The organism is Rhodococcus sp. KRD175, from assembly GCF_017168275.1.
In the GTDB taxonomy this organism is placed as follows: domain Bacteria; phylum Actinomycetota; class Actinomycetes; order Mycobacteriales; family Mycobacteriaceae; genus Rhodococcoides; species Rhodococcoides fascians.
The window spans coordinates 675,555-702,253 of sequence record NZ_JABFAQ010000005.1; the positions used below are offsets into that span (position 1 = coordinate 675,555).

The following is a 26,699-nucleotide window of genomic DNA, read 5'->3' on the forward strand; positions in this document are numbered from 1 at the left end:
CAGATGGCGAAACCGTCAACTCCTGGACGCGTACGGTTTGCCCGCCGCGGCCGGTCCTCGCACGTGGCCCACCAGGCCGGCGACGGCGAAAATGGTGACCACGTACGGCAGCATCAGCATGAACTCGCTCGGCACCGGGGACCCGATGATGCCCAGTACGTTCTGCAGATTCGACGCGAATCCGAACAGCAATGCGGCCAGGGTGGCGCGCACCGGATCCCATCGGCCGAAGATGACCGCGGCGAGTGCGATGTAGCCGGCACCTGCGGTCATCTCCTTGCCGAAGGCTCCGACGGACCCGAGCGTGAAATACGCACCGCCGAGCCCGGCGATGGCACCGGCGAGGCAGACGTTCCAGAACCGCGTTCGGGCCACGTTGATTCCGACGGTGTCGGCGGCTTGCGGATGCTCACCGACGGCACGTAGTCGCAGACCCCACTTGGTATGGAACAGACCGAAGAACACCAGGGCCACGGCGATGTACATCAAATAGACGATCAGTGTCTGTCGAAACAGCACCGGACCGAGGATCGGAATCTGCGAGAGCACCGGAATGTCGATGCGCGCGAAGCGCGGTGGCGAATTCAGCGTCTCGGCGTTCTTGGTGAGCACCACCGAGTACAGGAAGCTCGTCAGTCCGACGACAAGCACGTTGAGCACCACACCGACGATGACCTGATTGACGAAGTAGCGAATCGAGAACACGGCCAGCAGAGACGCCGTCAGTGCGCCTGCGACCAGAGCGGCGAGCAAGGCCACGTAGGTCGAACCGGTGATCGACGCGACGACGGCGCTGACGAAAGCCCCTGCCAGCAGCTGCCCCTCGATGGCGATGTTGATGACGCCGACACGCTCGGAGATCACTCCGCCCATCGCACCGAAGATCAGCGGTGTGCTCAAAGCGACTGCGCCGATGAGCAATCCGGGTACGGGGATCGTCTCCCCGTCCGCGGCCCACGCGAGAAATCCGAACACGAACAACACTGCGAACACGGCGAGCAGCCACAGCGGCGTCGACCGGTAACGCGACGCCAACAGGGCCGCGTAGCCGGTGATGACGGCCAGCAATACGACCACGACCAGGCCTGCACCGTACGACGGTACGCCGACGGCGGGCAGGGCGAAGAAGTCGTCTTCCGAGGCCAGCGCGAATGTACTGGTTCCTGAGCCTTTTCGGACCACGAACAGCACCAACGCCAGCAGTGTCACGACCCCGAGGATCGTGGGCACCTTCCAACTACGACCGAGGACCGTCTCTGCGGGTGAGTCGACGGAGGTGGTCACAGTGCACCCACCTTCGCGGTCTCGGCTTTGGCGAGTTTCTCTTCACCGGGTTTGGGCAATCGGAACACCGCTCGCACCAACGGCGGTGCGGCGATGAACAGCACGATCACCGACTGCACGACGAGCACGATGTCGATGGGTACGCCCTCGGCCGCCTGCATGGCGAACCCGCCGGCCTTGAACGCGCCGAACAGGATTCCCGCGAAGAAGACGCCCCACGGTTTGGATCGCCCGAGCAGGGCCACGGTGATGGCGTCGAATCCGATACCGGCGTCGATGTCGGCACTGAAGCCGGTGGTGACCGTACCGAGCACCTGAGCGACACCGGCCAGGCCGACGAGAGCTCCGGACAGGATCATCGCGTAGAGGTAGATGCGGTTGACGTTCATTCCGGCGACGCGTGACGCGTGCGGGTTCTCACCGACGGCACGGAACCGGAATCCGAGGCTCGATCGTTCGAGCAGCCACCACACCGCGACCGTCACGAGGATCACCAGCACGAATCCGAGATGCAGGTTGTACTTGTCGCCGAACAGCTTCGGGAACACGGCCGTCGATTCGATGGGGGCCGTCTTGGGGTTGTTCGATCCCGGAGCCTGCAGCGCACCGGGAGTACGCAGGAGGTACGAGATGAGATAGAACGCAACGTAATTGAGCATGATCGTGACGATCACCTCGTGGGCACCGGTGCGGGCCTTGAGAAATCCGGCGATGCCACCCCAGACCGCGCCGCCGACAACGCCTGCGACAACGGCCACCAGCAGATGGATGCCGGCGGGCAGGCTCACCCCGAAACCGACCCAGCCCGCACATGCGGCGGCGATCAGCATCTGGCCACGACCACCGATGTTGAACATACCGACCCGAAAGGCAAGGGCCACACCGAGTCCGGCGACGATGAGCGGTGTCGCGAACGTCAACGTCTCGGTCAACGGCCGGATGCCGTTCTCGAACCCGGGACGACGGAAGTTGTACACCGACCCCTGGAACAGCGACGAATACGCGCCGGACACCGAATCCCAGATCGCCGTCAGCATGTCCGACGGACGGGAGAAGAAGTAGCCTGCCGATTCCTGGACGCCGGAATTGGTCGCGGCAATGAGGACGGCACCGACGATCAGCGCAAGCAGGACCGCGAGAACCGAGATGATGGCACTGCCGGTGAAGATCTGCCGAAGTACGACATGAGCTTTCGACGGCTGCTCGGTCTCACTCACCGCGCTCGCCGCCCATCATCAATCCGAGTGTTTCGCGGGACGTATCCCCGGGGACGATTCCCACGATTGCTCCTCGATACATGACGGCTATGCGGTCGGCCAGTGCGGCGACCTCGTCCAGTTCGCTCGACACCACGATGACCGGGATCCCCGAATCCCGGGTGGCGACGATGCGCTTGTGTACGAATTCGATGGATCCCACATCGATTCCGCGAGTGGGCTGCGCGGCGACGAACAGTCGCAGATCGCGGCTCAGTTCGCGTGCGAGTACCACCTTCTGCTGGTTACCACCGGACAGGCGTCCGACGGCGGTTCCGATTCCCGGTGCCCGCACGTCGAATTCGGTCAGTTTCTCCGACGCGAACGTGTCGAGATAGTCCCGCTGTACCGCTCCGCGCCGCACGAACGGCTCGCTGATGGAGCGGTCGAGCATCAGGTTCTCGGCAATCGAGAACTCCCCCACCAGGCCGTCGACGGTCCGGTCCTCGGGCACGAACCCGACGCCGGCGTCGAGCACCTGCTGAACTGTCGCCCCGACGAGAGAGCGACCGTCGAGGGCGATCTTTCCGGATACGTTCTCCTGCAAGCCGAGTAGCGCCTCGACGAATTCGGTCTGCCCGTTGCCCTGCACGCCGGCAATGGCGAGGATTTCTCCCGCGGCGACCTCGAGACTGATGTCGTCGACGGTCTTGTTGCCCTGGGCGTCGAACACCGACAGGTTCTCGACGACCAATGCTGCAGCACCCGGCTCGGCCGGTTCCTTCGAAACGGTCAGCTGCACATCACGTCCCACCATCAACGCGGCGAGTTCGGTGTTGCCTGCCGTCGGCTTCGCTTCGCCGACGACCTTGCCGAGCCGGATGACGGTGATCTTGTCTGCTACTTCGCGTACTTCACGGAGCTTGTGGGTGATGAACACGATGGTGGTGCCCGACGCCGCAAGTTCCCGCATGATCCGCATCAGATCGTCGGTTTCCTGCGGCGTCAGCACGGCCGTCGGCTCGTCGAACACGAGCACCTTGGCTTCTCGAGAGAGCGCCTTGACGATCTCGACCCGCTGCTGCACGCCGACGGGGAGATCGTCGACGAGAGCATCGGGGTCGAGGTCGAAGCCGAACCTCGCGGATATTTCTCGTACCAGCTTTCGTGCTGCCACGAGGTCAAGTCGTCCACCGAGCGAGGTGGTTTCGTTGCCGAGCACGATGTTCTCGGCCACGGTGAACACCGGAATGAGCATGAAGTGCTGATGCACCATGCCGATTCCTGCAGTCATCGCCTCGCCCGGTCCGGCGAAGTTCTGCTCGACGTCGTCGAGCAGGATCTGGCCCTCCTCGGCGCGGTACAGGCCGCTGAGCACGTTCATCAACGTGGACTTGCCTGCACCGTTCTCACCGAGGAGGCAGTGGATCTCGCCGGATTCGACCGTCAGATCGATGTGATCGTTGGCGATCAACGAGCCGAATCGTTTGGTTATACCGCGAAGTTCGAGCTTCATATCCCTTTACGACCGAGGCTACTTGGGTGCCGACGGCGATTCGACGGTGATGGACCCGTCGACGATGCCGGCCTTGATCGTGTCCAGTTCGCCCTGCAGCGCGGGGTCGACCTGGGACTCGAAGTCGTGGAACGGCGCGATGCCGACGCCGTCGTTCTCGAGCGTGCCCACGTACGGGCTGTTGTCGAACTTGTCTGCACCGGAGTTGGCCACTACCTCGTCGACACTGGTCTTGAGGCCCTTGGTCACCGAGGTGAGCAGCAGATCGCCGACCGACGGGTCCGACTCGAACACGTCCGCGTCGGCACCGATGAGTGCCACCGGACGCGAGGAATCCCGAATGGCCTGTGCCGCACTCTGGTAGATGGGTCCACCGACCGGGAAGATAACGTCTGCATTTTGGTCGATCAGGCCCTGGGCGGTGTTCTTGGCGACCTCGTTGGCGGTGAATCCACCGGTGAACGAGCCGTTCTGGGACGGCACGTCCCAGCCGATGACCCGGACCGCCTTGCCCTTCTGCTCGTTGAAGTAGTTCACGCCGTCGGCGAAACCGTCCATGAAGATGGTGACGGTCGGCAGTTGTGAGCCGCCGAAGGTGCCGACCACTCCGGTCTTGCTGTAGCTGGCGGCGGCGTAGCCGGCCAGGAATGCCGACTGCGACGCGTCGTAGGTCAGCGGCTTGACGTTCGGGAGGTCGATCGTGGAGTCGTCGATGATCGCGAAATCGATGTCGGAGTTGGCCTCGGCCGCGACCTTGGTGGCGTCGGCGAGGTCGAATCCGACGGTGACGATCAGGTTGCAGCCCTGATCCACGAGATTGTTGATGTTGGGGGCGTAGTCGGTGGGCGACGCGGACTCGACGGTGCGCGGCTCGACGCCGAGCTCGCTTGCGGCCTCGGTCAGTCCCTCGAATCCGAGCTGGTTGAAGGATTTGTCGTCGAATCCGCCACTGTCGGAGACCATGCAGGGCAGGAAGTCACTCGAGCCGCTCCCGCCCGATCCTTCGTTCTCGGGTGCGGATCCACAGCCTGCGATGAGGGCGATGGCACCGAGCGACGCGACGCCGCCGAGTGCTGCCTTCCGCGTACTCGTGCGGGTAACGAATGACAAGATGTCCTCCAATATCGATGTGTTTCGTCTGTTTCGGGACGGTACCCGCGCGAACCTGGGTGCGCAGGATTTCACTCAGGTGTTCTCGTCGGGCGCGGCCTTGCCGGGCAAGGTCCCGCCGTCGCCGAGTACCCGGGCCTCGTCCTCGCGCACCATCACTGCTGGGCCCGCTGCCACCACCGATGGATTCGACGGCGCACCGGGCTTGAATACGTTGAAGAATACGTTGAGCACCACTGCCACAATGCTTGCGGCACTGATTCCGGAGTGGAACACGGTGACGAACCAGTCCGGGAATTCGTCCCAGAAATCGCTCGCAACAACGGGAATCAGGCCGAACGCCAAGGTCACCGCCACGATCACCACGTTGGAGTTGTTGTCGTAGTTCACCTTGCCGAGAGTGCGGATTCCACTGGCGGCGACCGTTCCGAACAACGCGATGCCGGCACCTCCGAGTACCGGCAGCGGCACGACACCGATGACCGCCGCGAGAATCGGCGAAAGGCCCAGCAGCGCAAGCACGCCGCCGCCCAGGGCCACGACGAAGCGGCTCTTGATACCGGTCATCGCCACCAGACCCACGTTCTGCGCGAACGCCGTCGCCGGGAACGTGTTGAAGATGGGGGCGACGGCCGAGGAGACCATGTCTGCGCGCAATCCGTCGCCTACACGTCGGGAGTCGACGTCGGTTCCGACGACCTCTCCCACGGCCAGGATGTCGGCCGTGGTCTCCACCATCACCACCAGGATCACGATCGTCATCGACACGATCGCGCCGACGGCGAAGATCGGCGAGCCGAAGGCGAACGGGGTGGGCACCGCGACCACCGCGGCATCCCCGACGCCGCCGAAGTCCGTCTTGCCCACGATCAGTGCTGCGATCGTCCCGACGACGAGCCCGAGCAGGATGGACAGGCGCGAGAGCACCTTGATCTTGGTCATCACCAGCACCGCGAGCAGGGTGAACATCGCCAGTCCGATGTTGCCGGGGTCCAGGTACTGGGGGTTCGGCGCACCGCCCACCATTTCCTGGCCGGTGATCCAGCGTGCGGCGACCGGCATCAGCGACAGCCCGATGACGGTGATGATGCTTCCGGTCACCAGGGGTGGGAAGAAGCGGACGATCTTCGAGAAGAACGGGGCGATGGCCAAACCGATCAGCGCGGCCACCAGGACGGCCCCGAGGACCGTGCGGAGCCCGGTTCTACCGTCCTCCGCGCTGCCGATGATGGTCAGCACCGTCGACACCGATGCAAACGAGATGCCTTGCACCAGCGGCAGTTGCGAGCCGAAGAAGGGCACTCCGACGGTCTGCAGCACGGTCGCGACGCCACTGACGAACAGCGCGCACGAGATGAGCAGCGCTTGATCGGCCCCGGACAGTCCCGCTGCTCCGCCCACGATGATCGGGACGGCGATGACACCGCCGAACATGGACAGGATGTGCTGCATGCCGTAACCGAACATCTGCAGCAGCGGCGGGCGAGTGTCCTCGGGCCTGGTCATGACCTCAGGCTAGGAACCGGACGTTACCAAGGGCAATACCCAGCCGTTTCCGGCGAGTTACGGATGTTCCGGCTCGTCGCTGCTGCCACTGGCCACCAGGTGCTCGAACGCCTTCAGATTCGCGAGCGATTCACCGCGTGACACACGCCAGGCCCATTCGCGCTTGATCGACTCCGCGAAACCCAGCTCGAGCAACACGTTGAAGTCGCCGTCGGCGGCCTCGAGGGTCTGACCGAAGATCCGATCGAGTTCGTCACCGTCGACGGCGCGCAACGACATTCGGCCCACCAAGTAGATGTCACCGACCTTGTCGATCGTGTAATGCACTCCGTACAGCCGGCGGTTGCGACGCAGCAGGTATTTGTAGACGCCCTCGAAGTTCTCGTCGGGCTTGCGGCAGACGAACGCCTCGATGCGCACCCCGTGGTGTCCGACGGTCAACATCGTCGTCGTCTTCAGTTTGCGTTCGCCGGGCAGTTCGACGGTGAACACCTCGCCGCGCCGCGTGTAGTCCAGTTCGCGATCCTTCAGGACCCGGTCGATCAGTTCGGCGGTTTCGCTCATGCGGTCACTGCTCCCGATCTGCGCAATTTCGACAATCCTCGGACTCGTCGCGGTGAGAATTCACTCGGTGCCTCGCCTCGATCGAAGTGGAATCGGGCCTGCCGGTAGCTCTCGATCAGGCCGTCCGCGGTGTGTTCCCACGAGAAGTTTCGCGCATGGAGCGGTGCGGCAATTGCCATCTCGGACAACGCCGCTCGATCGACGAGCATCGACGCCAATGCGTCGGCCCAGTCCGTGATGCGGTGTCCCTGCACCAGTCGCCCGGTTTCACCGGATCGCACAGCGACACCGAGCCCGCCGACATCTGCTGCGACGACCGGTGTTCCACAGGCCTGGGCTTCGATCGCCACCAGGCCGAACGATTCGTTGTAGCTCGGCACCGCCACGAGATCGGCGGCTCGGTACACCTGCGCCAGGCGAGCGGACGGCTGCGGCGGCATGAACGTCACGTGCGGGGTGATCCCGAGCGTATCGGCCAGATCGATCAGACTGTCGGGTCGGTCCAACCCGCTGCCGGACGGTCCGCCGACGATCAGGATCCGCAGCGGCATGCTCCGATGTCGTTGCAGCACTTCGGCAGCCGCAGCGACCAGAACGTCGGGGGCCTTGAGCGGTTGGATCCGCCCGACGAACGCGACTACGGCCTCGTCCTGCGAGAGTCCGAGTGCGGCACGTGCAGCCCGCTTGTCTCCCGGATTGTATTGCGCCAGATCGGCTCCCGGGGCAACCACGTCGATCGACTCCTGCCGAGCCCCGTAGATCTCGACGAGCGATTTCGCTTCCTCGGTGGTGTTGGCGATCAATCGATCGGCCTCGGCGACCACCTGCTGCTCACCGATCTGACGGGCCGCGGGCTCGGGTGCATCGCCCTGAGCCAGGGACGCGTTCTTGACGGCGGCGAGGGTGTGCGCCGTGTGCACCAACGGCACTCCCCAGCGATCACGCGCCAACCACCCCACCTGACCCGACAGCCAGTAGTGCGAATGAACCAGGTCGTAGTAGCCGGGCTCGTGCCGAGCTTCCTCGCGGAGCACCCCGGCCGCGAACGCACACAGTTGAGTGGGCAGGTCGTGTTTGTCCAGACCCTCGAACGGCCCCGCGACGATGTTGCGTACCAGCACCCCGGGAGCGGCCTCGACGACCGGCGCATCGCTCGACGACGTCGCGCGGGTGAATATCTCGACCTCGACGCCGCGTTCGGCCAACTGCTTGGCGCTCTGCAGTACGTAGACGTTCATTCCCCCGGCATCGCCCGTTCCGGGCTGCGCCAGCGGGGAGGTATGCAAGGACAACACAGCGACCCTGTTCAGCCGGCGTCCAGTCACTTCTTCAGCGTGCACGCCTCCACATTACGTCGCCACGTCTGCCGCTTCGCACGGCCTGCGCTTTTGCTCACCCGTCCAGACCGTCGACGAATTCGCTCACCTCGCCGAGAAAGCGCTCAGGATCGGCGACGAACGGGCCGTGGTCGACGCCGTCCCAGTACGACGCGCCGGCTCCGGGAATGAGGTCCGCGGCGTGCCGACCGGCCGAGACATCGACGACGGTGTCGTCGGTTCCGTGCAGCACGAAGGCGGGGATATCGAGGTTGCGCAGCAGCTCGTCGTGGCCGACGGTGCGATCGAACAACGCGGCGCGAACCCGCGGCCGGGTGGACAGGGTCAACCCGAACAGGGCCTGCGCCTCGGTGCCTTTTCCTTCCACAGGACCCGTCAACGCGTTACCGAAACTACCCAGTGCCTTGATCGCGATACGCGGTTCTTCGGCCATCGCCCCGGGGATCGCCGCCCGCATGGCCGTACCCACCCGTCCGCCTGCCTCGCCTCTGCCGATACTCGTGATCGCGCCGACGAGCACGATGCCCGCGATCGCGTCCGAGCCGTGGGTCGCGAGATAATCGCAGATCACCAGCCCGCCGTATGACCACCCCAGCAGCACTGCGCCTGCCGTGATGTTCTCGGCGTCGAGCACCGCGGCCACGTCCCCGGCCCAGACCTTCGAGTCGTCGTATCCGGCCTCGGGGGCATCGGAGTAACCGTGGCCACGCAGGTCGACAGCAACGACGCGGTAGCGCGAGGACAGATCGGCCAGCAGCCCGTCGCCCCAGCACGCCGAACTCTGCGCCCACCCGTGCAGCAAAACCAGCGGTCTCGCCGCCGGGTCACCGGTGACCCGGTAGACGATGTTCGTTCCGTCGATGCCGGTGGCCTGCCGAACCGGTCCTGCTGCAGGGGTGCTCATGTGGGGTCAACTTACGCGGCTGCTCGGCGCATCGAGGCCAGTGGATCCGAGTACAGGGAACTGAGCGAAACCACCGTTGCGGCGAATTCCTGCACCCGGTCGCCGAATCCGGTGACCCGAATGTCCCTGCGCGGCAACGTCGAATTGGCCGCGAAGGCCTCCCCCACGTGCGGAATCCCGGCGGGATACGCCGTGAACGCCTGGCCACCAAGTACCACTCGATCCGGATTGAACATGTCGCGTAACAGGGCGACCGTCCGACCCAACGTGACGGCCCGTTCGACGAGCAATTCCCGGGCCGCCTCCGAGCCGTCGGTCGCGGCTCGGTACACAGCGGAGATAGTCGGCCGGGGTTGCGGGGCAGTCGTATGGGTCGCTCCGCGGGCTACGCTCGCGAAAATTTTGCGGTCGATCGCCGCGGTCACGATCGCGCGATCGCTGACGGCCGCTTCGAGGCAGCCCCGGTTGCCGCAGCTGCACAGCACCGACGAGCCGGTGGGCAGGTGAGCGATCGACCCGGGTCCGCTGGACGGAGTGTGCACGCGGCCGTCGATCGTCAGCGCCATGCCTGCGCTTTCGCGTGCATAGAAGTAGAGCGAGGTGCCGGTGCTGCTCGGCGGAGCAGCGGCGTCCAATACGCGGGGCGCGAGCAGAAGTTCCGACGCCGCCATCGCTTCGACGTGGCCGGAAACAGAGATCGGTAGCCCCAACCCACCGCCGATGACGCCCGCCACCTGGGCGTTCTCCCAGCCCAGACGCGGATGATCAACGGTGCCGGTCGTCGTGTCGACACGGCCGCCGAGGGCAACCCCCACCCACAGTGGGGTGCGCCGATGCCATCTGCCGGCGAAGGCCCCGGCGCTGCGGGTGATCGAGGCTAGCGCCGCATCGGCGGACCCGCTGGGCGTGGGAATCTCCACAGCCCCCAGGATCTTTCCGCGCGGGTCGCTGACGATGATCCCGGTGACGACGGCACCGATATGGATCCCGATGGTCGAGAACGGCTCGTGATTGACCTCGAACGGCACGCGGGGGCGTCCGATCGCACCGGCGGCCGTGAGGTCCGCGCGCTCGCGCAGCAATCCGACGCCGAGCAGAGCAGAGACCTGACGATTGACCGTGGCAATGCTCAAACCCGTTGTGCGTGCGGCACTGTCACGCGAGATCGGGCCCTCGACGCATGCGACCCGCAGTACCGACGCCGCGGGACTGTCGGCAATCCGAAGATCGGGCGCGACGAGCTGGACTCGCGATCGCAGCGGGGTGTGGGAGGTGGACCGCGCCGGCGAGCGCAGCGCGGTGGGGCGAGAGTGGTGGTGCAGCGTGGATACGGACATCCGTCGTGTTCCTCAGCAGTGAAAACCTTCGTCTCGTGTGCAACGTCGACGAAAGAGCGAAGTGATGCAGGTCAAGGGGTGAGGCAGACCGGGGAGGTCCACGTCACGCGAATCGACTGCCCGTAGCGCGAGAAGGCTAGAGACAGGTTCCTTGGCCGAGACAACACGATTCCCGAGGAAGCGGGAGGCGAGACCCGAGGGACGCGGTCACATAGGTGACCCGCATCGCGGTGGTCTCGCTGGCGGACATGAACCCAAAATTAGCACTCGAAGCCCGATTGTCCAGTCGGGCCCGTCCGGATGCGCTGTTTCTCCCGAACTAGAATTTCTCCATGACCTCGCCCGAACACATCGCACCCGATACCCGCATCGCCGTCGTCACCGGAGCGAGTTCCGGCATCGGCGCGGCCACTGCGCGCCAGCTCGCCGCCGACGGATTCCACGTCGTCATCGGCGCACGCAGGCTCGACCGACTCGAAGAACTGGCCTCGGAGATCGGCGGCACCGCCCTGGAACTCGATGTGACGGACGAGGATTCGGTGGCCGCCTTCACCGCCGTCATCCCCCGCGTCGACGTCCTGATCAACAATGCCGGTGGCGCAAAGGGATTGGCCCCGGTGATCGACGCCGACCTCGACGACTGGCGCTGGATGTGGGAGACCAACGTTCTCGGCACACTCCGCGTCACGAAAGCGTTGCTGCCCAAGCTGATCGATTCCGGCGACGGCCTGATCGTCACCATCACCTCCGTCGCGGCATTCGAGGCCTACGACAACGGCTCGGGATACACCTCCGCCAAACATGCTCAGGCCGTACTGCATCGGACGCTGCGCGGCGAGCTGCTCGGCAAACCGGTGCGGTTGACCGAGGTCGCACCGGGTGCCGTGGAAACCGAATTCTCACTCGTCCGCTTCGACGGCGACGCGGCCAAGGCCGACGCGGTCTACCAGGGCATCACGCCGTTGGTCGCAAGCGACATCGCCGAAGTGATCGGCTTCGTCGCCTCCCGCCCGTCGCACGTCAATCTCGACCAGATCATCATCAAGCCACGCGATCAGGCCGGTCCGGGGCGCTTCTCCCGTAAGTAACCCATGTGAGTGGAACTTCGTAGTGGGCTACGAGGTTCCACTCACATGCGCAGCGCTCTACCCAGCGGGCGCAGGTGCCGTTGTCGTCGCGGGTGCCGTTGTCGCAGGCGTCGTCGTAGCTGGTGCCCCGCCGGCAGGGAGCGCCGACATCGACTCCCACGTCGGCCAGTCGATGGCCCAGTCGTACAGGTCACCGTCCGCTGCGGAGAGGTCGATGCGGGTGCCGGTGACCTCCACCGGGTCGCCGTACATCGCCGTGCCGAAGTACTGCTGCGCGTCCTCGGTCGAGAGGTTGATACATCCGTTCGTGACGTTCGATGCACCCTGCACGCCGGTGGTCAGTGGGTTGGCGTGGATGAACTCGCCATTGTTGGAGATGCGCACCGCCCAGCGTTCGCGCACGTTCTCGTAGAACGGCGGGTTCGACATCAGGAAGTCCTCGTGCTTCTCGGTGACGACGTGGATGCCGCTGCGGGTGACGTTGCGATCCTCGTTGCCCTCGCCGTAGCTGACGGGAATGTCCATGATCGTCGCGCCGTCGCGCACCACCTGCATGCGGTGGCTGGTGGCGTCGGCGACGACGACCTGGCTGCGTCCGATGCTGAAGTTGAGGGTGACGTCGTCGGCCCCGTAGGCACCGTCGCCGTAGTTCACGCCGTAGAGCTTGGCGTTCACCGAGACCGTCGTGCCGGGCGTCCAGTAGTTGGTGGGACGCCAGTGGATGCGCGAGCCGTTGTCGTCGGGGAACCACGCCCAGGCACCGGGCGTCGGCGGGTTGGTGGTGACGGTCAGCGCCTTCTCGACGGCTGCCTTGTCCTCGATCGCCGAGTCGAACTGCAGGATGATCGGCGCTGCAATGCCGACTTCCTGGCCGTCGCCGATGTTGGTGCTCACCGAGGTGCGGCTGTCCGGTTCGACGGTGGTGAAGCTGCCCTCGATCGGCACGGTCTTGTTGTCCGCGCCGACGGCGGAACCGGACCACGTGTATTTCACCCCGTACCCGAGTGGCTCGGTGACGGCGTAGGACGCCTTGTCGGGTGCCAGTGCCCCCTGAACGACCTTGCCGTCCGGGTTCGTCAACTCGACCTGGGTGAGCGTTCCGTTCGTCACCGACACCGAGATCGGTGCCACCGGGCTGACGTCGGTGGCACCTTCGGCCGGGTTCTGCGTGATCTGCGCGACGGGCGCTGCCTCGGTCGTCGGTGCCGAAGCACCGGGGCTCTTGTCGCCCGATCCGACGGTGCAGCCCGCCACGAGCGCAACCAGTGCGACGAGCACGGTGACCAACCACACCATGCGCGTCCGTTTTGTCTGTTCTACCTGCTCATGCACGTTGTCCAACGTACCTGCGTCTGCGAACTACCCCACTTTTCCCACTGTTTTTGGGGGCAGTCTCACAGCGAACCGTCGACGACGAGTCAGAGCTTCTGCGAGCGCAGCTCGTGTCCCTTCGACGTCAGGCAGCGGCCCGAGTCCAGGTTCCAGTCCCAGCCGTGCAGGTTGCAGGTGAGCTTGTTGCCCTCGACGATGCCGAACTTCGTCAGGTCCGCCTTCAGGTGCGGGCAGCGACGTTGAATTTCGTAGCCGCCCATCGTGATGGTGGCCGTGTCGTCGTGCGCCTCGGAGAACCAGCCGTCGGCGTAGGCGATGCGTTCGTCGGTGAGGCACTTGAAAAACGTGTACAGGAACTCGTTGTACCCGCCGACCCGTCGAGCACGGAACCGCGTGGACAGGAAGATCGAGTTGACCCAGTCCGGCTCCTGATCACGCACTGCGGTGCGTACGAGTTCCGGCGGGATGGTGAAGCTGTAACGGAATTTCTCGTTCGAGATAGGCTCTCGGACAATCCTTTTCGGGAAGTCCAGCACAACCGTCTCGTCACCCATCGTGATCCCGACGGGGTAGCCGATGCCATCACAGATCAGATCCGTCTGCGCCATGATCGGCTCGAACAGTCCGCGCAGCGGCTCGAGCAGCGGCTCGCCCTCGGCCGGTGCCCAGCCGGCCTTCTCGGCTGCGATCACCGACGCCTGACGCTGGGCGTAGGCCTCGATGTAGTCGGCTTTGCCGGTGGTGAAGATGGCTTCGGCGTCGGCCGTGGGGATGGGATGCTCGTGGGACTTCAGATCCGAACCCTCGAACGTGGCCGTCGTGCCCGGAATCATCAGCAGACCCTTGTCGTGACCGTGCAGGCGCATCTGCTCGAGAAACACCATCTGGTCCGGGAACACGTTGGCCGGGTCGCCGTAGACGTCGTTGAGCGAGCGCAGTTCGTCATCGAGAAAACACGGCGGGCCCGCCGACGGAATGACCCACGTGGAGCCGACCTGCTCGATGTACTGACGCGCACGATCCATCTGTCGCTGACGCTTCTGGATACCGAAGTTCCGCTTCGCACGCGAGACCATGTCGTAGACCATCGGGTACCAGATCGCGCCCGAATACTGCAGCATGTGGACGTCGACCGGACCGAATTGCTCGGTCATCATGTCCAGGTCCACCGGCCGCGCGTCGTTCATGTTGAACGCGACGGTCTTCCCGTCGGACACCACCAGGCCGGAGTCGCCGATCGGGCCGTCGGCAGGCGCGCGGAGCGCGATGATCATGATGTCGAGATCGCCCTTGGGCCCGGTCAGCGTGTGCTTGACCGAGTCGGTGGTCTCGTAGAACTTGTGGAAGCCGAGCTTCTCCAGCTCGTGCTTGAGATCGAGCACCGGGTAGTCCGGCAGCAGGACCGTCGCGTCCTTGTTGACGTGTTCGGCCAGGTTGCGGGGATCGAAGTGATCCTTGTGCAGGTGCGAGACGTAGAGGTAATCGCAATCACCCAACTCGTCCCAGTCCAGGCCCGAGTTGTCGGGGAAAGGGAACCACGACGCGTAGAAGGACGGGTTCACCCACGGATCGCACAGGATGCTCCCCGCCTCGGTCCGAATATGGAATCCCGCGTGCCCCACGCTGGTGACCTGCACTGACTTACCTCCTACGAGCCGAACTCTCGAATCTCCATCGTATGCGCCGTTTCGAGCGTCCCTAACCCGGAGCGCAGTTGACGAGGTCACACTCGGGGGTCAGCGTGACCCCGAACTTCTCTCGCACACCGTCTCGGACGTGCGCGGCAAGAGCCATGATGTCCGACGCGGTGGCCCCACCCCGGTTGGTGATCGCGAGTACATGTTTGGTCGACAGGGCCGCAGTACCGCGGCCGAACTCGGTGCCGTAGCCCCGAGGGAATCCCGAGTTCTGAATGAGCCAGGCGGCCGGAATCTTCGTGCCGGCCGGATCGGGGAAGCTCGGCGCGTGGGTTGCCTGCTCCGGCACCTCCGGCAACACCGGGTTGAGGAAGAACGACCCCACGCTCCACGTGTCGTGATCGGCCGCGTCGAGCACCATCCCACGTTCACCGCGCAGCGCGAGCACTGCTGCACGTACGTCCGGTACCGGAACGACGTCGCCGATCTGCACATCGAGCCGCTCCGACAACGCCGCGTAGCGCACCGGCAGCGATTCGGTGGTCTTCTTCAGCGCGAACGTCACGTCCAGAATCACGTAGCGCGACGATCGCTTGAACACCGACGACCGATGCGTTCCGAATCCGCACTGCTCCGGCGTCCACACTGCCGTCTCTTGCGTCTGCCGGTCGTAGACGGTGAGGCTGTGCAGCAATTCCGACGTCGACGCGCCGTAGGCCCCGACGTTCTGAATGGGCGTCGCGCCCGTCGTTCCAGGAATCCCCGACAGCGCTTCCATCCCGGACAGCCCGGCATCTATCGTCGCCTGTACGACGGCATCCCACTCGACACCGGCGTCCACGGTCACCCGCTCGCCGTCGATCTCCAACCGCGAGCCAGTCACCCGAACCACCCGGCCGTCGAACCCGTCGTCGCCGACGACCAGGTTGGATCCGCCGCCGATGACCAGCACATCCGTCCCTGCACGGTCCGCGTCACGCACCAGGGAGACCAACTCGTCAGCGTTCGTCGCGACGGTGAATTCACGGGCTGGGCCGCCCACCCGGATGGTGGTGAGTTCGGAAATTGCAGTAGGCACGGACTCTCACGCTACCGGTCGCGCACGAACGTCCTCAGTCACCCGGTAACCTGCGGGGATGCCTCGCCCTATTGAGCACAGCTCGACTGTGCCCGCCTCCGCCGACAAGGTCCACGCAGCGCTGACGTCCGAGCAGTACTGGAAGGACCGCATCGAGCAGATCGGCGGCCCCGGTGCCAGCTTGAAGAGCGTCACCGTCGGCGACGGCACCATCGACGTCGTCATGACCCAGTCGGTCCCCGAAGAAGAGCTGCCGTCCGCGGTCACCGCCTTCAAGAAGGGCGACCTCATCATCGAACGCACCGAGAGCTGGGGACAGTTCGACGGCACCCACGCCGCGGGCACTTTCGGAGCCACCGTCGAAGGAGCACCCGCACGCATCACCGGCACCACCACCCTCGACGGCAAGGGCGAGACGACCACCGTCGCTCTGGCCGGCACCACCGAGGTCAAGGTCCCCATCTTCGGCGGGAAGATCGAAGCGATGATCAGCGAGCAGGTCCTCTCGCTCATCGACAACGAGCAGGACTTCACCGGTAACTGGATCGCCGCGCAAGCAAGCAGCTGAGCCTGGTCGTTCCGCAGGCTCCACTCCTGGGTAACCTGGCGCACTATGGCTCGCCGAATGAACTACTCCGCCCGGTTCACCCACTCGACGCAGCAGGTCTATGCAGCGCTGTCCAGTCGCGAGCACTGGGACGCGCGCATCGAGGAGATGCGTAAGTATTCGGAGAACGAGCTGAAGAGCTTCGAGGTGTCCGACGCCGGAATCGACATCGTGATGCACCACGTCATCCCCCGTACCGAACTGCCCGACATCGCACAGACGGTAATGAAGAAAGACATGGTCATCACCCGCAACGTGCATTTCGACGCGTACGGGGAAACCACGGCGGGGCACTACGACGCGTCGATTCCGGCCGGACCCGGCTCACTCAAGGGCACCACCTCGCTGTTCCCCACCAACGGTGGCTCGACGCTGCGCACGTCCTCCGAGGCCAAGGTGTTCCTGCCGTTCATCGGCGGCAAACTCGAACAGCTGATGCTCGTCAACCTCATCGACCTGTGGCGCGGCGAGGGCGAAGTGACCGCGACCTGGCTCGAGAAGAACGCCTAGCCCACTGAAGCCTCCTCACCGGGGTCGTTCCGCAGGCTCCACTCCCCATCCGGGTCGTTCCGCAGGCTCCACTCCTGCTGAAGGCGTCATCACTCGCGGCACCACCGGCATCAACCGGTTGCGTCGCAGCGACCGGTGGTTGATGCACGATCCCGATGTGCGACGCGTCCTGCTCGAGTCACCGGATCCCCTCGTCGTCGACCTCGGGTACGGGGCGATGCCGAACACCACCCTCGAACTCGCCGGACGCCTCCGCACGATTCGGCCCGATGTTCGCGTCACCGGTCTCGAAATCGATCCCGCGCGGGTCGTCGAAGGAAGCGACGGCGTCGAATTCGCCCGTGGCGGTTTCGAGTTGGCCGGACTGCGACCGAATCTGGTGCGGGCCTTCAACGTGCTGCGGCAATATCCCGAGGACGCGGTTCCTGGTGCCTGGCACCGCATTCTGTCGGGCCTGGCACCCGGCGGCCTGCTGGTCGACGGCACGTGCGACGAACTCGGTCGACGCTGCGCATGGGTGCTGCTCGACGCCGACGGGCCGCGATCTCTGACTCTGGCCTGGGACCCGTTCGATGTCGAGATGCCGTCGGACATCGCGGAGCGGCTTCCGAAAGTGTTGATACACCGCAACATCGAGGGCGAGCTGATCCACGATGTGCTCCGCCGCGCCGACCGCGCGTGGTCGGTCTCGGCACCACTGGCACCGTTCGGACCCCGACTGCGGTGGCGGGCGGCCTTGAAAGTGCTTGCCGAGCAAGGACTCCCGGTTGCACTCCCCCGCCGCCGCATGCGAGACAACGTGCTCACGGTGCCCTGGTCCACGGTCGCCCCGACGTGACCGATCCTGCTGCGAAGGAGATCCGCATGGACGTCCCTGATCTTCTCACTGTGAGGCCGTGCGAGCCCGGCGACCTCGAGGTCCTCGAGCAGTGGCGCACTGCGGAACCAGTCGAGTGGGTCGATTCAGCTCGCCTCCGCGCGGACATGGCATCGGGCAATTACCGGTTCGAGTGGATATGGCTGGCCGAACGCGCCGGCCGTCCGGTCGGGCGCGCGGTGTGGTGGGGCCGTTCCGACGCAACCAGCCCGGTCACCCTCGACTGCCTGTCGGTCGCCCCGAACGAGGAGAGACCGGACGACGTCGGCGCTGCCCTGGTCGGTGCCGCCCGTGCAGCGTTCGATCACAGCACCGCACTGGAGTTCAATGTCGATGTGCCGGTGGGGAACTCGATGGACCACTCTCTGTCCCGGGCGTTGGAGTGGCGCGCATCGGCTGCACACAGGGGCGGTTTCACCCGCACGACCGAACGCGTTTCGTTCGCCCGGACGGCCGACAACCCGCGGCCCGAGACGTCGACCCGCCTGCGCTTCTCGGCGGGCACCGATGCAGAGTTCCTCGAAGTGTTCGAGGCCGTCGCAGCCGGAAGCCTGGACTCCCACACTCGAGAGATGGTCGCCGAGCACGGCGTCGCCGCACTCGCCGCGGACGATCTCGCCTTCTACGGTTCGCTACCGGGGCGGCGGGAGTCCTGGCAGATCGCGGGCCGACTGGACGGCACGACGGTGGGCTTCGTCGTGCCGACGAGAAATGCCTACGACGCGGCCATCAGCTATCTCGGGGTGCTCCCCGAGCATCGTGGTCAGGGCTATGTCGACGATCTACTGTCCGAGATGGTCCGGATACACCACGACGACGGGCAGCACCGCATAGTCGGAACCACCGATGCAGCAAACGCACCCATGCGAGCAGCCTTCGAGCGCGCAGGCTTCGTCGTCACCCGCACCCGCATCGTGCACGCGGGCTAGCGATCACGTACAGGCGGACAGCGCCAGTTCGACGCGTTCGGCCACTCGATCGGTGCTGCTGCCGGCCTCGGAGTACAGCGCCTGCGGGTCGACGCGACCGATGGCCACGGCGTCGCCCACCACCTCGTCGAGGGTGATCTGCGAGATGCCACCTGCGGCGAGGTCGAGGACCGTGCGTACGGGAGTGGTGATGTTGAACGTGCCGGCCGATTCGACGTCACGCGGCTCGAGCCGCAGTCGATGCACTGCCAGGCGAGTGTCGGTGAGTCGTAGGTCTCCGAACGCGCAGAGATGTACGAACTGCGGGTGCAGGTGTCCGAAACCGTGCAATTCGGCGGCGCTCTGGTGTGAGATCACTGCCTCGCCGCCGAACCACGCGCACCACATGGCGAACACTTCGAGTTCGCTGTGCGGCCACTGCCCGAGCCGAAACAGATTGCGCTCGACGCGAGTCCACGTGGACGTGGCCAGGTTGACGCGCACCATCGCAGAGTCGAAGCCGAGTTCACCGGCCTGTTCGGCGGTGAAGTAGCCGTCCTGCCGGGTAGCGAGCGAGTGCAGCTCCTGCACACTCGGTCCTATCGTGCTCATTCAGCAAGAGTACGTCAGAATGTGTTACACATCACAAACTTTCGAATCGAATCCCCGGACTCGGCGAGTTTCACAGAGCTTGCTCAGAAACTTCGGGAAGACTGCCGGGAATGACATCCTCAGCCAGGCGCAGCACAGTACCGCTGATCGCAGTCTCCGTTGTTGTCGTCCTCCTCGTTGCCGTCATCGGCGGAGAACTGTTCGTTCGGCAGCAGATCAAATCCTGCCTCGCCGGCCAGCTCGAGTCCGAGCTGGGCAGCCAGGTGGAGGTGGGTCTCGGCTTCAAGCCGGTCTTGCTGTCCTTGGTCGACAAGAAGGTTTCGTCGGTGACCGTCGACAGCGACGATGCTCGATTCGGCCCTGCCGAGGGCATGGTCGTGCACGCCGAGGCGAACGATCTGAATCTGACCCAGAGCGCCGACTCCGGCGGCACCATCGGTAGCTCGAGTGCCGACATCTCGTGGTCGACCGACGGCATCACCCGCACCCTGCAGAGCCAGGGCATCGGTGCCATCGTCTCCGGGGTCACGTCCGACGCGTCGGCGGGCACCCTGGAGTTCGCCGTCGGCGCGCTTGCGAAGCTGACCGTCAAGCCCCAGGTCACAGGCGGCAAGGTCGACGTCCAAACCGTCGACGCATCGATTCTGGGCCTGGGAATCCCCACCGATCTGGTCGATTCCGTCGTCGGCGTGCTCACCGACAGCCTGCAGGCGTACCCGCTGGACATGGCTCCGACGTCGCTGACCGTCACCGACTCCGGCATCGAGCTCGCCCTCGAAGGTGGCCAGTACACCATCCCGGCCACCCAGCAGAACCAGAATCAGCAGACGCCTGAGGGTTGCTCCCTGGTCGCGTAACCCACCTGAGCGGAAACTCGTAGCCCACTACGAGTTTCCGTGCACGTGCGACGCAGTCGCTCTAGTTCAAACCGTCGAGTACCGCGCGGGTACCCGATAGCCCCAACCGCGTGGCACCGGCGTCGATCATGGCCAGGGCATCGTCCGTGGTGCGGATGCCGCCGCTGGCTTTGACGCCCAAACGTCCGCCGACGGTCTCGGCCATCAGCCGCACCGCCTCGACGCTCGCGCCGCCAGCGGGATGGAATCCGGTGGATGTCTTGACGAAGTGAGCTCCGGCCTTCTCCGCGGCGCGGCACACTTCGACGATCGCCTCGTCGGACAGCGCTGCCGATTCGATGATCACCTTGAGTACCGCGTCGCCGATGCCTTCGCGAACGGTCACGATGTCGGCCAGAACGGCGTTGTAGTCCCCGGCAATGGCCGCGCCGACGTCGATCACCATGTCGACCTCGTCGGCCCCCTGCTGCACCGCCAGTCGCGCCTCGGATCCCTTGATCAACGAATGATGCTTACCCGACGGGAATCCGGCCACCACAGCGGTGAGCATTCCCTCGGCGCGAATCGGCAGCATCGACGGGGAGACGCACACGGCGAGCACTCCCAGCTCGCGGCCTTCCTCGATGAGGGCCTCCACATCGGCGGCCGTGGCCTCCGGCTTGAGCAGGGTGTGATCGACCATTCCGGCGAGGGCGGCGCGGGTGAGTGTCATGAACCCAGCTTTACACAGCACCGCATGTCGCGGCCCTGTCGGTCTACCATTCTCGGCTATGGACGCAGCCTCGCTCGCCGACACGTTCAACGCCACCAGCAGGGAGTTCGACGCGGTGACGCCGCTGGTCTGGGGCCCGGCCGGGCAGTCGCTGACGTTCGCTCTCGGGCTGCGATCCGGCGACGCCGTACTGGACGTGTGTTCCGGCACGGGGGCGTCCGCGCTCCCCGCCGCGGCAGCCGTCGGCCCGGACGGCCTGGTCCATGCCGTCGACCTCGCCGACGACCTGCTGGAGGTGGGCCGGGTGAACGCCACCGAGCGCGCCCTGCGCAACATCGACTTCGTCGTCGCCGACGCCACGGCCTGGGAACCGCCGTCGACCGTTCCCGACGCCGGATACGACGCCCTGACGTGTTCGTACGGCATCTTCTTCCTGCCGAATCCCGAGCGGGACTTCTCGCGTCTGGTGTCGCTGGTCCGGCCTGGTGGCGGCGTCGGGGTGACGGTGTGGCGTCAGGGCGCAATCGAGGCGTTCTCCCGTGCGTACTTCGAGGTGATCGCAGCACATTCACCGTCCACCGAGCAGGTGGGCCGCCTCGCGCAGGAGGGGTACGACAAGCACCCGATCCGGCGGATGGAGACGGCCGATCTGCTCGGTGAGTGGCTTGCGGCGGCGGGTACGACGGACGTCCGGGTGGCCGAGCTGAGCAATCATGTACCCGCCACGGAGTCGTTCGTGTGGAGCTTCGTGTTGGGCAGTGCTCTGCGCGGTGCCCTCACCCCGTTCGACGAGGCAGCCGTCGGGCGGATTCGAGCGGACTTGTTCGCGTCGCTGACCGAGCGCGGCATCGATTCGATCGATCTCGGGACACTGGTGGCAACCGGGTTGCGAGCGCCCTGAGAGAATTGCCCTCATGAGTTCTTCCGTGTCCGAGGATCGCCGCTACGTTCTGTCCCTCGGTTGCCCAGACAAGACGGGCATCGTCGCCCGTATCTCCACGTTTCTCGCCGAGGTCGGCGGCTGGATCGTCGAGGCCGCCTATCACGCCGATCCCGATACCGGTTGGTTCTTCACGCGTCAGGCCGTGCGGGCCTCGTCGGTGAGCATGAGTGTCGAGGATCTGCGTGCCCGCTTCGCCGAGGTGGCTGCCGAGCTCGGCCCGGAAACCGAATGGGCACTGCATGATTCGGGCGCACCCAAGCGAGTCGTACTGCTGGTGAGCAAGGAAGCGCATTGCTTGCACGATCTCCTGGGCCGCGCGGCCGGCGGGGAGCTACCCGCTCAGATCTCGGCGGTGATCGGCAACCACAGGTCGCTCGAGCCCGTCGCTGCGGCGCACGGAACACCCTTCCATCACGTCGAGTTCGCGAAGGACCCGTCCGAGCGCGGACCGGCCTTCGAGGAAGTTCGGTCGCTCGTCGACTCCTACGACCCGCACGCGGTCGTGTTGGCGCGTTTCATGCAGGTGTTGCCCGAGTCGCTGTGCGAGCACTGGGCCGGTCGCGCCATCAACATCCACCACAGCTTCCTGCCGTCGTTCGTCGGTGCTCGGCCGTACCACCAGGCGTTCGCCCGTGGCGTCAAGCTCATCGGCGCGACGTGCCATTACGTGACGGCCGAGCTCGACGCAGGTCCGATCATCGAGCAGGACGTCATCCGCGTCGACCACTCCGACGAGGTGACCGACATGGTGCGTCAGGGGCGCGACATCGAGAAGCTGGTGCTCTCCCGCGGCCTGCGCTGGCACCTCGAGGATCGCGTCCTGGTGCACGGACGCAAGACCGTGGTGTTCAGCTAGACCGTTCGGGTCACAGGTTCCGCAGACGAACCACTTCGGCGTTGAAGTCGTCGATCGCTTCCACCGAGCTCATGTGGCCGATTCCGGGGATCACGATCAGTCGGCTCAGGTGGTCGTGGTCGTCGAGTGCTCGGGCGAGCTTGCGCGCATGCACGGGCGGGGTCAGTCGATCCGCAGATCCGACGAGCACGCTGGTGGGCACGGACATGTTCTCGAGCGCCTCGCGGATGTCGAGGTCGCTCAGCGCAGCGCCCCAGATACCCCGGGTACGCGGCGCGCACTCGAGCACGATCTTCTCGCAGAACGCTACCTCGGCGGGCGTGGCACCGGGGGCCATCGAAATGTACTTGATGGCTTGGCGGGTCACCGGGGACGGCCGTAGCGGTAGCGCGGAACTCAGCACAGCGCGTCCCACGGGGGCGGGCACCCGGGGGAAGCGCTGCGGCAACGGGATGACGGTGGTCTCTCGGACGAGGGAATCCGTCGCCGTGCTGGCGAGCAGCACGGCGCTGACCAGGCGGTCGACCTGATCGGGGTAATTTCCGGCCCACGCCATGATCGACATGCCGCCCATGCTGTGCCCCACCAGGACGGTCTTGTTGTCCTCGGTGACGGTGGCCGAGAGAACGGCCGACAGGTCGTCGGCCAGTACGTCAGGGCTCAGCGGACGCGTTCCGACGTCGCTGCGCCCGTGTCCGCGCTGGTCGTAGACGATGACGCGGTAGCGACCTGCGAGCGCATTGATCTGCGGAAACCAATAATCGGCCGAGCAGGTCCAACCGTGACTGAACAGGACGGGTTCGGCATCGGGGTCACCGTAGCTGCGCACGTGCAGGTGTGCGCCGTCGTCGGTGACGACTTCGGTGACGGTCGGCTCGGCCGTGGGATGCTGCAGCAACTCGTCCGGCTGCACGTCCGTGGTCTTGGTGAACGAATGCAGTCGACGTCGCCGAACGACGAAGGCCCCGATGCTCGCGGCAGCGGCGATGCCTCCGACTCCGAGCAGCGAACGTTCGATTACCTTGCGTGAAACCACTGATATTCCCCTCTACCTGTGACCCCCGAGCGGGTGCGGTAGAGGTTACGCCCAGCGCCGAACGGGTGCTTCAAGCCCCTCTACCAGCGCGGTCCGCGCTGAATTCCGTCGATCTTGGGACGCACGTCCACCAGGTACACCGCGATCGCGACGACTCCGATGATCCAGAACATGATGACGATCGGGCCGATCAGCGTCAGCAGCAGCCCGACGGCCAGAATGCCCAGCCAGGCGTTCTTGGTCAGCTTGCCGGTGGCCGGAAAAGCGTCGGCACGTTGGCGTAGCGCGTGGAAGATTGCGTACGCAGCCCCTGCAATCGAGATGATTTGCAGGATCAGGAAGATCGTCTGGGAGAAGCTGCTCGCAATCACGTCGCCCAGTGTACGAGAAACGACCCCTGCACCGTGCGGTGCAGGGGTCGTTTTCTTTACGAGTGCTTTAGCTGGTGGTCTTCTTGGCCGGAGCCTTCTTGGCAGCCGGTGCCGGTGCGGTCTTCTTGGCGGCCGGTGCCGGTGCCGTCTTCTTGGCCGGTGCCGGAGCAGCCTTCTTGATGGGTGCGTCGGCGGTGCCGCGGGTCTTGGATTCGACCTTGCCTGCCACGCCGCTCACCTTGTCGGACGCCTCGACGGCCTTGTCCTTGGCTTCGTCGCCGGCTTCGTCGATGTTCTCGGCGAGCTCGTCGGCGGCCTCGGAGATCTCGTCGGCACCTTCACGAACCTTGTCCGACGCGATGCCGGCCAAAGCTGCGGCGCGCTCGCCGACCGCGCGGGTCTGCGATGCGACAGTTCCGAGAGCGTGCTCGGTGAGGTCGACGACGTCGTTGGCGGCGGAGTTGGCGCGTTCGAAGCCTTCTTCGACTGCCGGGGTGCGGCGGATGCGCTCGACGGTCTCTTCGCCGCGCTCGGCGAGCGAGGTGTAGAGGTCGGACGCGACCTTGAGGTACGCCTCGGCTACCTTGCGAAGCTCGTCCGGGGTGAAGCGCTCGCGGAGCTCGGCGATCTCGTCGGGCAGCTCTGCGGGCAGGTTCGTCAGGCGCTCGCGGAGCGACTCGACGCCCTCGGTGACCTCGTCGGAGAGGTCTGCGATGCGGGCGTTGACCTCGCTGGTCCGGCTCTCGGCGCGCGAGCGCACCTGTGCCACGACATCTGCGACGGCCTGGACGACTGCGTCGCCGGCACCGACAGCTGCGTAAATCGGAGTCTTGACGTTCTCGAAGTTCTTGGAATCAGACATCTGGTGTCTCCTGTTCGTCGGTTTCGGGCTCTTGCGTCGACTCGTTCTCACGACAGAACGAGTCGTAGATCTCGATCAGCACTTGCTTCTGCCGTTCGGTGATGTGCTCATCGCCGAGCAGAGCTTCGCGCACCGGACCGTGGGGACGCGCTTCCAAGATCCCGGCCCGGACGTACAGCACCTCGGAGGAGACGCGCAGACCCTTGGCTATCTGCGCAAGCACTTCTGCGGACGGATTGCGTAGTCCGCGTTCGATCTGGCTCAGATACGGGTTGCTCACTCCGGCCCTGCTCGCGAGCTGCCGCATGGATACTTGTGCGGCTTCTCGCTGAGACCGGATGTAGCTTCCGATGTCCTGGGCTGCAGTCGTGACGACTGCGGCGACAAGGTCTCCGGCCTCGGCGACCACCTGCGTCGCCTCGGTCGCTTTGGCGACCAGATCCCCCTCGTTCTCGGCCATCTCGGCCTCCTGGTTTCGGTGTCCTACTGGACGGTACCGAAGGGTGCTAACTATTGCAAGCACTCTGCTAGCACTAGTGCCCGAAGATCAGATCGGAGACGGTGTAGATCGCCAGGCCTGCGATGGAACCGACGACGGTGCCGTTGATCCGGATGAACTGGAGATCCCGTCCGACCTGCAGTTCGATCTTCCTGCTCGCTTCCTCGGCGTCCCAGCGCGCGACGGTGTCGCCGATGATCGTCGTGATCTCGTCCGCGTAGTTGGCAGCGATGTAACGGGCCCCACCCAGCAGCCATCCGTCGGCTTTTCCGCGCAGTTCGTCGTCGTCGCGCAGTCGAATGCCGAAGTTGGCCGTGTTCTCCTTGATCTTGTTGCGCAAAGTACTCGTCGGATCGTCCACCGACTCGGTGATCAGACGCTTGGCCACCTTCCACGTCGACGCGGCGAGCCCGGTGATCTCCTCGCGGCCCATGATCTGTGCCTTGAGCTTCTCGGCCTTCTCGATGGTGGCCGGATCGTTCTGCAGATCGTTGGCGTAGTCGACGAGGAACTTGTTCGCCGCCAGGCGCACCTCGTGTTCGGGATTGGAGCGGATCTTCCACGTGAACTCGACGAGTTCCTTGTAGACCTTCTCCCCCAGCAGTGTGTCGACGAACTTCGGCGACCAGTTGGGCGAGTCCCGGGCGACCACACGATCGATCATTTCCTGGCTGCCCAATGCCCACTGATGAGCCCGCTCGGCCAGCATGTCGATCAGCGGAAGCTGACGGTTCTCGCGAAGCAGCTCGTCGAGGATGCGGCCGATCGGCGGCCCCCATTGCGGATCGGCCAGTCGGCGCACGATGGTGCTGTCGATGACGGCGGTGATGTCCTCGTCGTTGAGCACGTCGACCACGCCGTGCAGCACCGTTGCCGCCTCGGCCGCCACCCGTTCCGCATTGTCGGGTTGGGCGAGCCAGGTGCCGAGCCGCAACGGCACCTGAGCCGACGCGACCTTCTCCGAGACGACCTCGGGCGCGAGGAAGTTGCTACCGACGAACGAGCTCAGGCTGGCACCGAGCTGGTCCTTCTTCTTCTTGATCAGGGCCGTGTGCGGAATCGGAATGCCCAGCGGATGCTTGAACAGGGCCGTCACTGCGAACCAGTCCGCCAGCGCGCCCACCATGCCCGCCTCCGACGCCGCTCGGACGTACCCCACC

27 protein-coding genes are annotated in these 26,699 nt (G+C 65.3%); 8 read left to right on the top strand and 19 right to left on the bottom strand.

What is annotated here, in order from left to right; all coding sequences use genetic code 11:
- Positions 1–15: 15 nt before the first annotated feature.
- The 9 genes from J1M81_RS11395 to J1M81_RS11435 form a co-directional block, all read right to left on the bottom strand.
- Entirely contained in the window at positions 16–1,284 is a 1,269-nt protein-coding gene (locus tag J1M81_RS11395) for an ABC transporter permease (protein ID WP_027498372.1), read from the bottom strand.
- Positions 1,281–2,501 carry an ABC transporter permease gene (locus J1M81_RS11400; RefSeq protein WP_032365197.1) on the bottom strand — a complete coding sequence of 407 codons (1,221 nt, stop codon included), beginning with the start codon at positions 2,499–2,501 and terminating at the stop codon, positions 1,281–1,283. The genes J1M81_RS11395 and J1M81_RS11400 overlap by 4 nt, the downstream gene beginning before the upstream one ends.
- Complete coding sequence (locus J1M81_RS11405) at positions 2,494–3,996, bottom strand: ABC transporter ATP-binding protein (protein WP_027498373.1); 1,503 nt, start codon at positions 3,994–3,996, stop codon at positions 2,494–2,496. The genes J1M81_RS11400 and J1M81_RS11405 overlap by 8 nt, the downstream gene beginning before the upstream one ends.
- 18 nt (positions 3,997–4,014) lie before the next feature.
- Complete coding sequence (locus tag J1M81_RS11410; protein WP_237606398.1) at positions 4,015–5,106, bottom strand: BMP family protein; 1,092 nt, start codon at positions 5,104–5,106, stop codon at positions 4,015–4,017.
- Positions 5,107–5,181: 75 nt separating this feature from the next.
- Positions 5,182–6,612: a nucleobase:cation symporter-2 family protein gene (locus tag J1M81_RS11415; RefSeq protein WP_051365276.1), complete on the bottom strand. Its 1,431-nt coding sequence runs from the start codon at positions 6,610–6,612 to the stop codon at positions 5,182–5,184.
- A gap of 57 nt (positions 6,613–6,669) precedes the next feature.
- Positions 6,670–7,176 carry a YbjN domain-containing protein gene (locus J1M81_RS11420; RefSeq protein ID WP_032365194.1) on the bottom strand — a complete coding sequence of 169 codons (507 nt, stop codon included), beginning with the start codon at positions 7,174–7,176 and terminating at the stop codon, positions 6,670–6,672.
- Positions 7,173–8,501 (bottom strand): D-inositol-3-phosphate glycosyltransferase, encoded by a 1,329-nt coding sequence (gene mshA / locus J1M81_RS11425; protein WP_027498376.1) that lies wholly within the window; start codon positions 8,499–8,501, stop codon positions 7,173–7,175. The genes J1M81_RS11420 and mshA overlap by 4 nt, the downstream gene beginning before the upstream one ends.
- 67 nt (positions 8,502–8,568) lie before the next feature.
- Entirely contained in the window at positions 8,569–9,417 is an 849-nt protein-coding gene (locus J1M81_RS11430; protein WP_037219556.1) for an alpha/beta fold hydrolase, read from the bottom strand.
- A gap of 11 nt (positions 9,418–9,428) precedes the next feature.
- Positions 9,429–10,754 (bottom strand): ROK family transcriptional regulator, encoded by a 1,326-nt coding sequence (locus J1M81_RS11435; RefSeq protein WP_027498378.1) that lies wholly within the window; start codon positions 10,752–10,754, stop codon positions 9,429–9,431.
- 332 nt (positions 10,755–11,086) lie between these two features.
- On the opposite strand from J1M81_RS11435, the gene J1M81_RS11440 reads away from it, so the two are divergent.
- A complete protein-coding gene (locus J1M81_RS11440) occupies positions 11,087–11,842 on the top strand; it encodes an SDR family NAD(P)-dependent oxidoreductase (protein WP_027498379.1) in 756 nt (251 codons plus the stop codon).
- Positions 11,843–11,899: 57 nt separating this feature from the next.
- On the opposite strand, the gene J1M81_RS11445 is transcribed toward J1M81_RS11440, so the two are convergent.
- The 3 genes from J1M81_RS11445 to J1M81_RS11455 all read right to left on the bottom strand — a co-directional run bounded on the left by J1M81_RS11445 (position 11,900) and on the right by J1M81_RS11455 (position 15,889).
- Positions 11,900–13,174 carry an Ig-like domain-containing protein gene (locus J1M81_RS11445; RefSeq protein WP_371831577.1) on the bottom strand — a complete coding sequence of 425 codons (1,275 nt, stop codon included), beginning with the start codon at positions 13,172–13,174 and terminating at the stop codon, positions 11,900–11,902.
- Between the two features lie 86 nt (positions 13,175–13,260).
- Positions 13,261–14,811 carry an MBL fold metallo-hydrolase gene (locus tag J1M81_RS11450; protein ID WP_027498380.1) on the bottom strand — a complete coding sequence of 517 codons (1,551 nt, stop codon included), beginning with the start codon at positions 14,809–14,811 and terminating at the stop codon, positions 13,261–13,263.
- Positions 14,812–14,872: 61 nt separating this feature from the next.
- Positions 14,873–15,889, bottom strand: coding sequence for a UDP-N-acetylmuramate dehydrogenase (locus J1M81_RS11455; RefSeq protein ID WP_206498043.1), 1,017 nt, complete (start codon positions 15,887–15,889; stop codon positions 14,873–14,875).
- Between the two features lie 58 nt (positions 15,890–15,947).
- Here J1M81_RS11455 and J1M81_RS11460 point away from each other — a divergent pair, with 58 nt between their 5' ends.
- From J1M81_RS11460 to J1M81_RS26815, 4 genes are all read left to right on the top strand, one after another.
- A complete protein-coding gene (locus tag J1M81_RS11460) occupies positions 15,948–16,457 on the top strand; it encodes a DUF2505 domain-containing protein (protein ID WP_032386177.1) in 510 nt (169 codons plus the stop codon).
- A gap of 45 nt (positions 16,458–16,502) precedes the next feature.
- Positions 16,503–17,006 carry a DUF2505 domain-containing protein gene (locus J1M81_RS11465; RefSeq protein WP_032365187.1) on the top strand — a complete coding sequence of 168 codons (504 nt, stop codon included), beginning with the start codon at positions 16,503–16,505 and terminating at the stop codon, positions 17,004–17,006.
- Between the two features lie 142 nt (positions 17,007–17,148).
- On the top strand, positions 17,149–17,844 hold the full coding sequence (locus J1M81_RS11470) for a methylase (RefSeq protein ID WP_032372340.1): 696 nt from the start codon (positions 17,149–17,151) through the stop codon (positions 17,842–17,844).
- A complete protein-coding gene (locus tag J1M81_RS26815) occupies positions 17,841–18,812 on the top strand; it encodes an N-acetyltransferase (protein ID WP_052062814.1) in 972 nt (323 codons plus the stop codon). The genes J1M81_RS11470 and J1M81_RS26815 overlap by 4 nt, the downstream gene beginning before the upstream one ends.
- Positions 18,813–18,815: 3 nt before the next feature.
- Here the strand turns inward: J1M81_RS26815 and J1M81_RS11480 are convergent, their stop codons facing one another.
- Positions 18,816–19,403: a type IV toxin-antitoxin system AbiEi family antitoxin gene (locus J1M81_RS11480; RefSeq protein ID WP_027498386.1), complete on the bottom strand. Its 588-nt coding sequence runs from the start codon at positions 19,401–19,403 to the stop codon at positions 18,816–18,818.
- Between the two features lie 110 nt (positions 19,404–19,513).
- Here J1M81_RS11480 and J1M81_RS11485 point away from each other — a divergent pair, with 110 nt between their 5' ends.
- A complete protein-coding gene (locus J1M81_RS11485) occupies positions 19,514–20,260 on the top strand; it encodes a DUF2993 domain-containing protein (protein WP_027498387.1) in 747 nt (248 codons plus the stop codon).
- 61 nt (positions 20,261–20,321) lie between these two features.
- Here the strand turns inward: J1M81_RS11485 and deoC are convergent, their stop codons facing one another.
- On the bottom strand, positions 20,322–20,972 hold the full coding sequence (gene deoC, locus J1M81_RS11490) for a deoxyribose-phosphate aldolase (protein ID WP_094715092.1): 651 nt from the start codon (positions 20,970–20,972) through the stop codon (positions 20,322–20,324).
- 58 nt (positions 20,973–21,030) lie between these two features.
- On the opposite strand from deoC, the gene J1M81_RS11495 reads away from it, so the two are divergent.
- Positions 21,031–21,873: a class I SAM-dependent methyltransferase gene (locus J1M81_RS11495; protein WP_032373736.1), complete on the top strand. Its 843-nt coding sequence runs from the start codon at positions 21,031–21,033 to the stop codon at positions 21,871–21,873.
- A gap of 13 nt (positions 21,874–21,886) precedes the next feature.
- Complete coding sequence (purU, locus tag J1M81_RS11500; RefSeq protein ID WP_032365183.1) at positions 21,887–22,771, top strand: formyltetrahydrofolate deformylase; 885 nt, start codon at positions 21,887–21,889, stop codon at positions 22,769–22,771.
- A 10-nt stretch (positions 22,772–22,781) separates the two neighbouring features.
- Here purU and J1M81_RS11505 read toward each other — a convergent pair whose 3' ends face one another.
- The 5 genes from J1M81_RS11505 to J1M81_RS11525 all read right to left on the bottom strand — a co-directional run.
- Positions 22,782–23,807 carry an alpha/beta fold hydrolase gene (locus J1M81_RS11505; protein ID WP_080731889.1) on the bottom strand — a complete coding sequence of 342 codons (1,026 nt, stop codon included), beginning with the start codon at positions 23,805–23,807 and terminating at the stop codon, positions 22,782–22,784.
- Between the two features lie 80 nt (positions 23,808–23,887).
- Positions 23,888–24,178: a DUF2516 family protein gene (locus J1M81_RS11510; RefSeq protein ID WP_027498392.1), complete on the bottom strand. Its 291-nt coding sequence runs from the start codon at positions 24,176–24,178 to the stop codon at positions 23,888–23,890.
- Positions 24,179–24,245: 67 nt separating this feature from the next.
- Entirely contained in the window at positions 24,246–25,040 is a 795-nt protein-coding gene (locus tag J1M81_RS11515) for a heparin-binding hemagglutinin (RefSeq protein WP_032373735.1), read from the bottom strand.
- A complete protein-coding gene (locus J1M81_RS11520) occupies positions 25,033–25,500 on the bottom strand; it encodes a helix-turn-helix domain-containing protein (protein WP_027498394.1) in 468 nt (155 codons plus the stop codon). Before J1M81_RS11520 ends, J1M81_RS11515 begins: the two co-directional genes overlap by 8 nt.
- 73 nt (positions 25,501–25,573) lie before the next feature.
- A partial coding sequence (locus J1M81_RS11525) for a DUF445 domain-containing protein (RefSeq protein WP_206498044.1) occupies positions 25,574–26,699 on the bottom strand: 1,126 nt, incomplete at its 5' end.

Excerpts from the sequence above, each read along its gene's own strand:
- J1M81_RS11430 (WP_037219556.1), bottom strand. The coding sequence starts at position 9,417 with ATGAGCACCCCTGCAGCAGGACCGGTTCGGCAGGCCACCGGCATCGAC.
- J1M81_RS11415 (WP_051365276.1), bottom strand. The coding sequence starts at position 6,612 with ATGACCAGGCCCGAGGACACTCGCCCGCCGCTGCTGCAGATGTTCGGT.
- deoC (WP_094715092.1), bottom strand. The coding sequence starts at position 20,972 with ATGACACTCACCCGCGCCGCCCTCGCCGGAATGGTCGATCACACCCTG.
- J1M81_RS11485 (WP_027498387.1), top strand. The coding sequence starts at position 19,514 with ATGACATCCTCAGCCAGGCGCAGCACAGTACCGCTGATCGCAGTCTCC.
- J1M81_RS11515 (WP_032373735.1), bottom strand. The coding sequence starts at position 25,040 with ATGTCTGATTCCAAGAACTTCGAGAACGTCAAGACTCCGATTTACGCA.
- J1M81_RS11420 (WP_032365194.1), bottom strand. The coding sequence starts at position 7,176 with ATGAGCGAAACCGCCGAACTGATCGACCGGGTCCTGAAGGATCGCGAA.
- J1M81_RS11465 (WP_032365187.1), top strand. The coding sequence starts at position 16,503 with ATGGCTCGCCGAATGAACTACTCCGCCCGGTTCACCCACTCGACGCAG.
- J1M81_RS11440 (WP_027498379.1), top strand. The coding sequence starts at position 11,087 with ATGACCTCGCCCGAACACATCGCACCCGATACCCGCATCGCCGTCGTC.
- J1M81_RS11470 (WP_032372340.1), top strand. The coding sequence starts at position 17,149 with ATGCACGATCCCGATGTGCGACGCGTCCTGCTCGAGTCACCGGATCCC.
- J1M81_RS11405 (WP_027498373.1), bottom strand. The coding sequence starts at position 3,996 with ATGAAGCTCGAACTTCGCGGTATAACCAAACGATTCGGCTCGTTGATC.
- purU (WP_032365183.1), top strand. The coding sequence starts at position 21,887 with ATGAGTTCTTCCGTGTCCGAGGATCGCCGCTACGTTCTGTCCCTCGGT.
- J1M81_RS11480 (WP_027498386.1), bottom strand. The coding sequence starts at position 19,403 with ATGAGCACGATAGGACCGAGTGTGCAGGAGCTGCACTCGCTCGCTACC.
- J1M81_RS11520 (WP_027498394.1), bottom strand. The coding sequence starts at position 25,500 with ATGGCCGAGAACGAGGGGGATCTGGTCGCCAAAGCGACCGAGGCGACG.
- J1M81_RS11435 (WP_027498378.1), bottom strand. The coding sequence starts at position 10,754 with ATGTCCGTATCCACGCTGCACCACCACTCTCGCCCCACCGCGCTGCGC.
- J1M81_RS11495 (WP_032373736.1), top strand. The coding sequence starts at position 21,031 with ATGGACGCAGCCTCGCTCGCCGACACGTTCAACGCCACCAGCAGGGAG.
- J1M81_RS11460 (WP_032386177.1), top strand. The coding sequence starts at position 15,948 with ATGCCTCGCCCTATTGAGCACAGCTCGACTGTGCCCGCCTCCGCCGAC.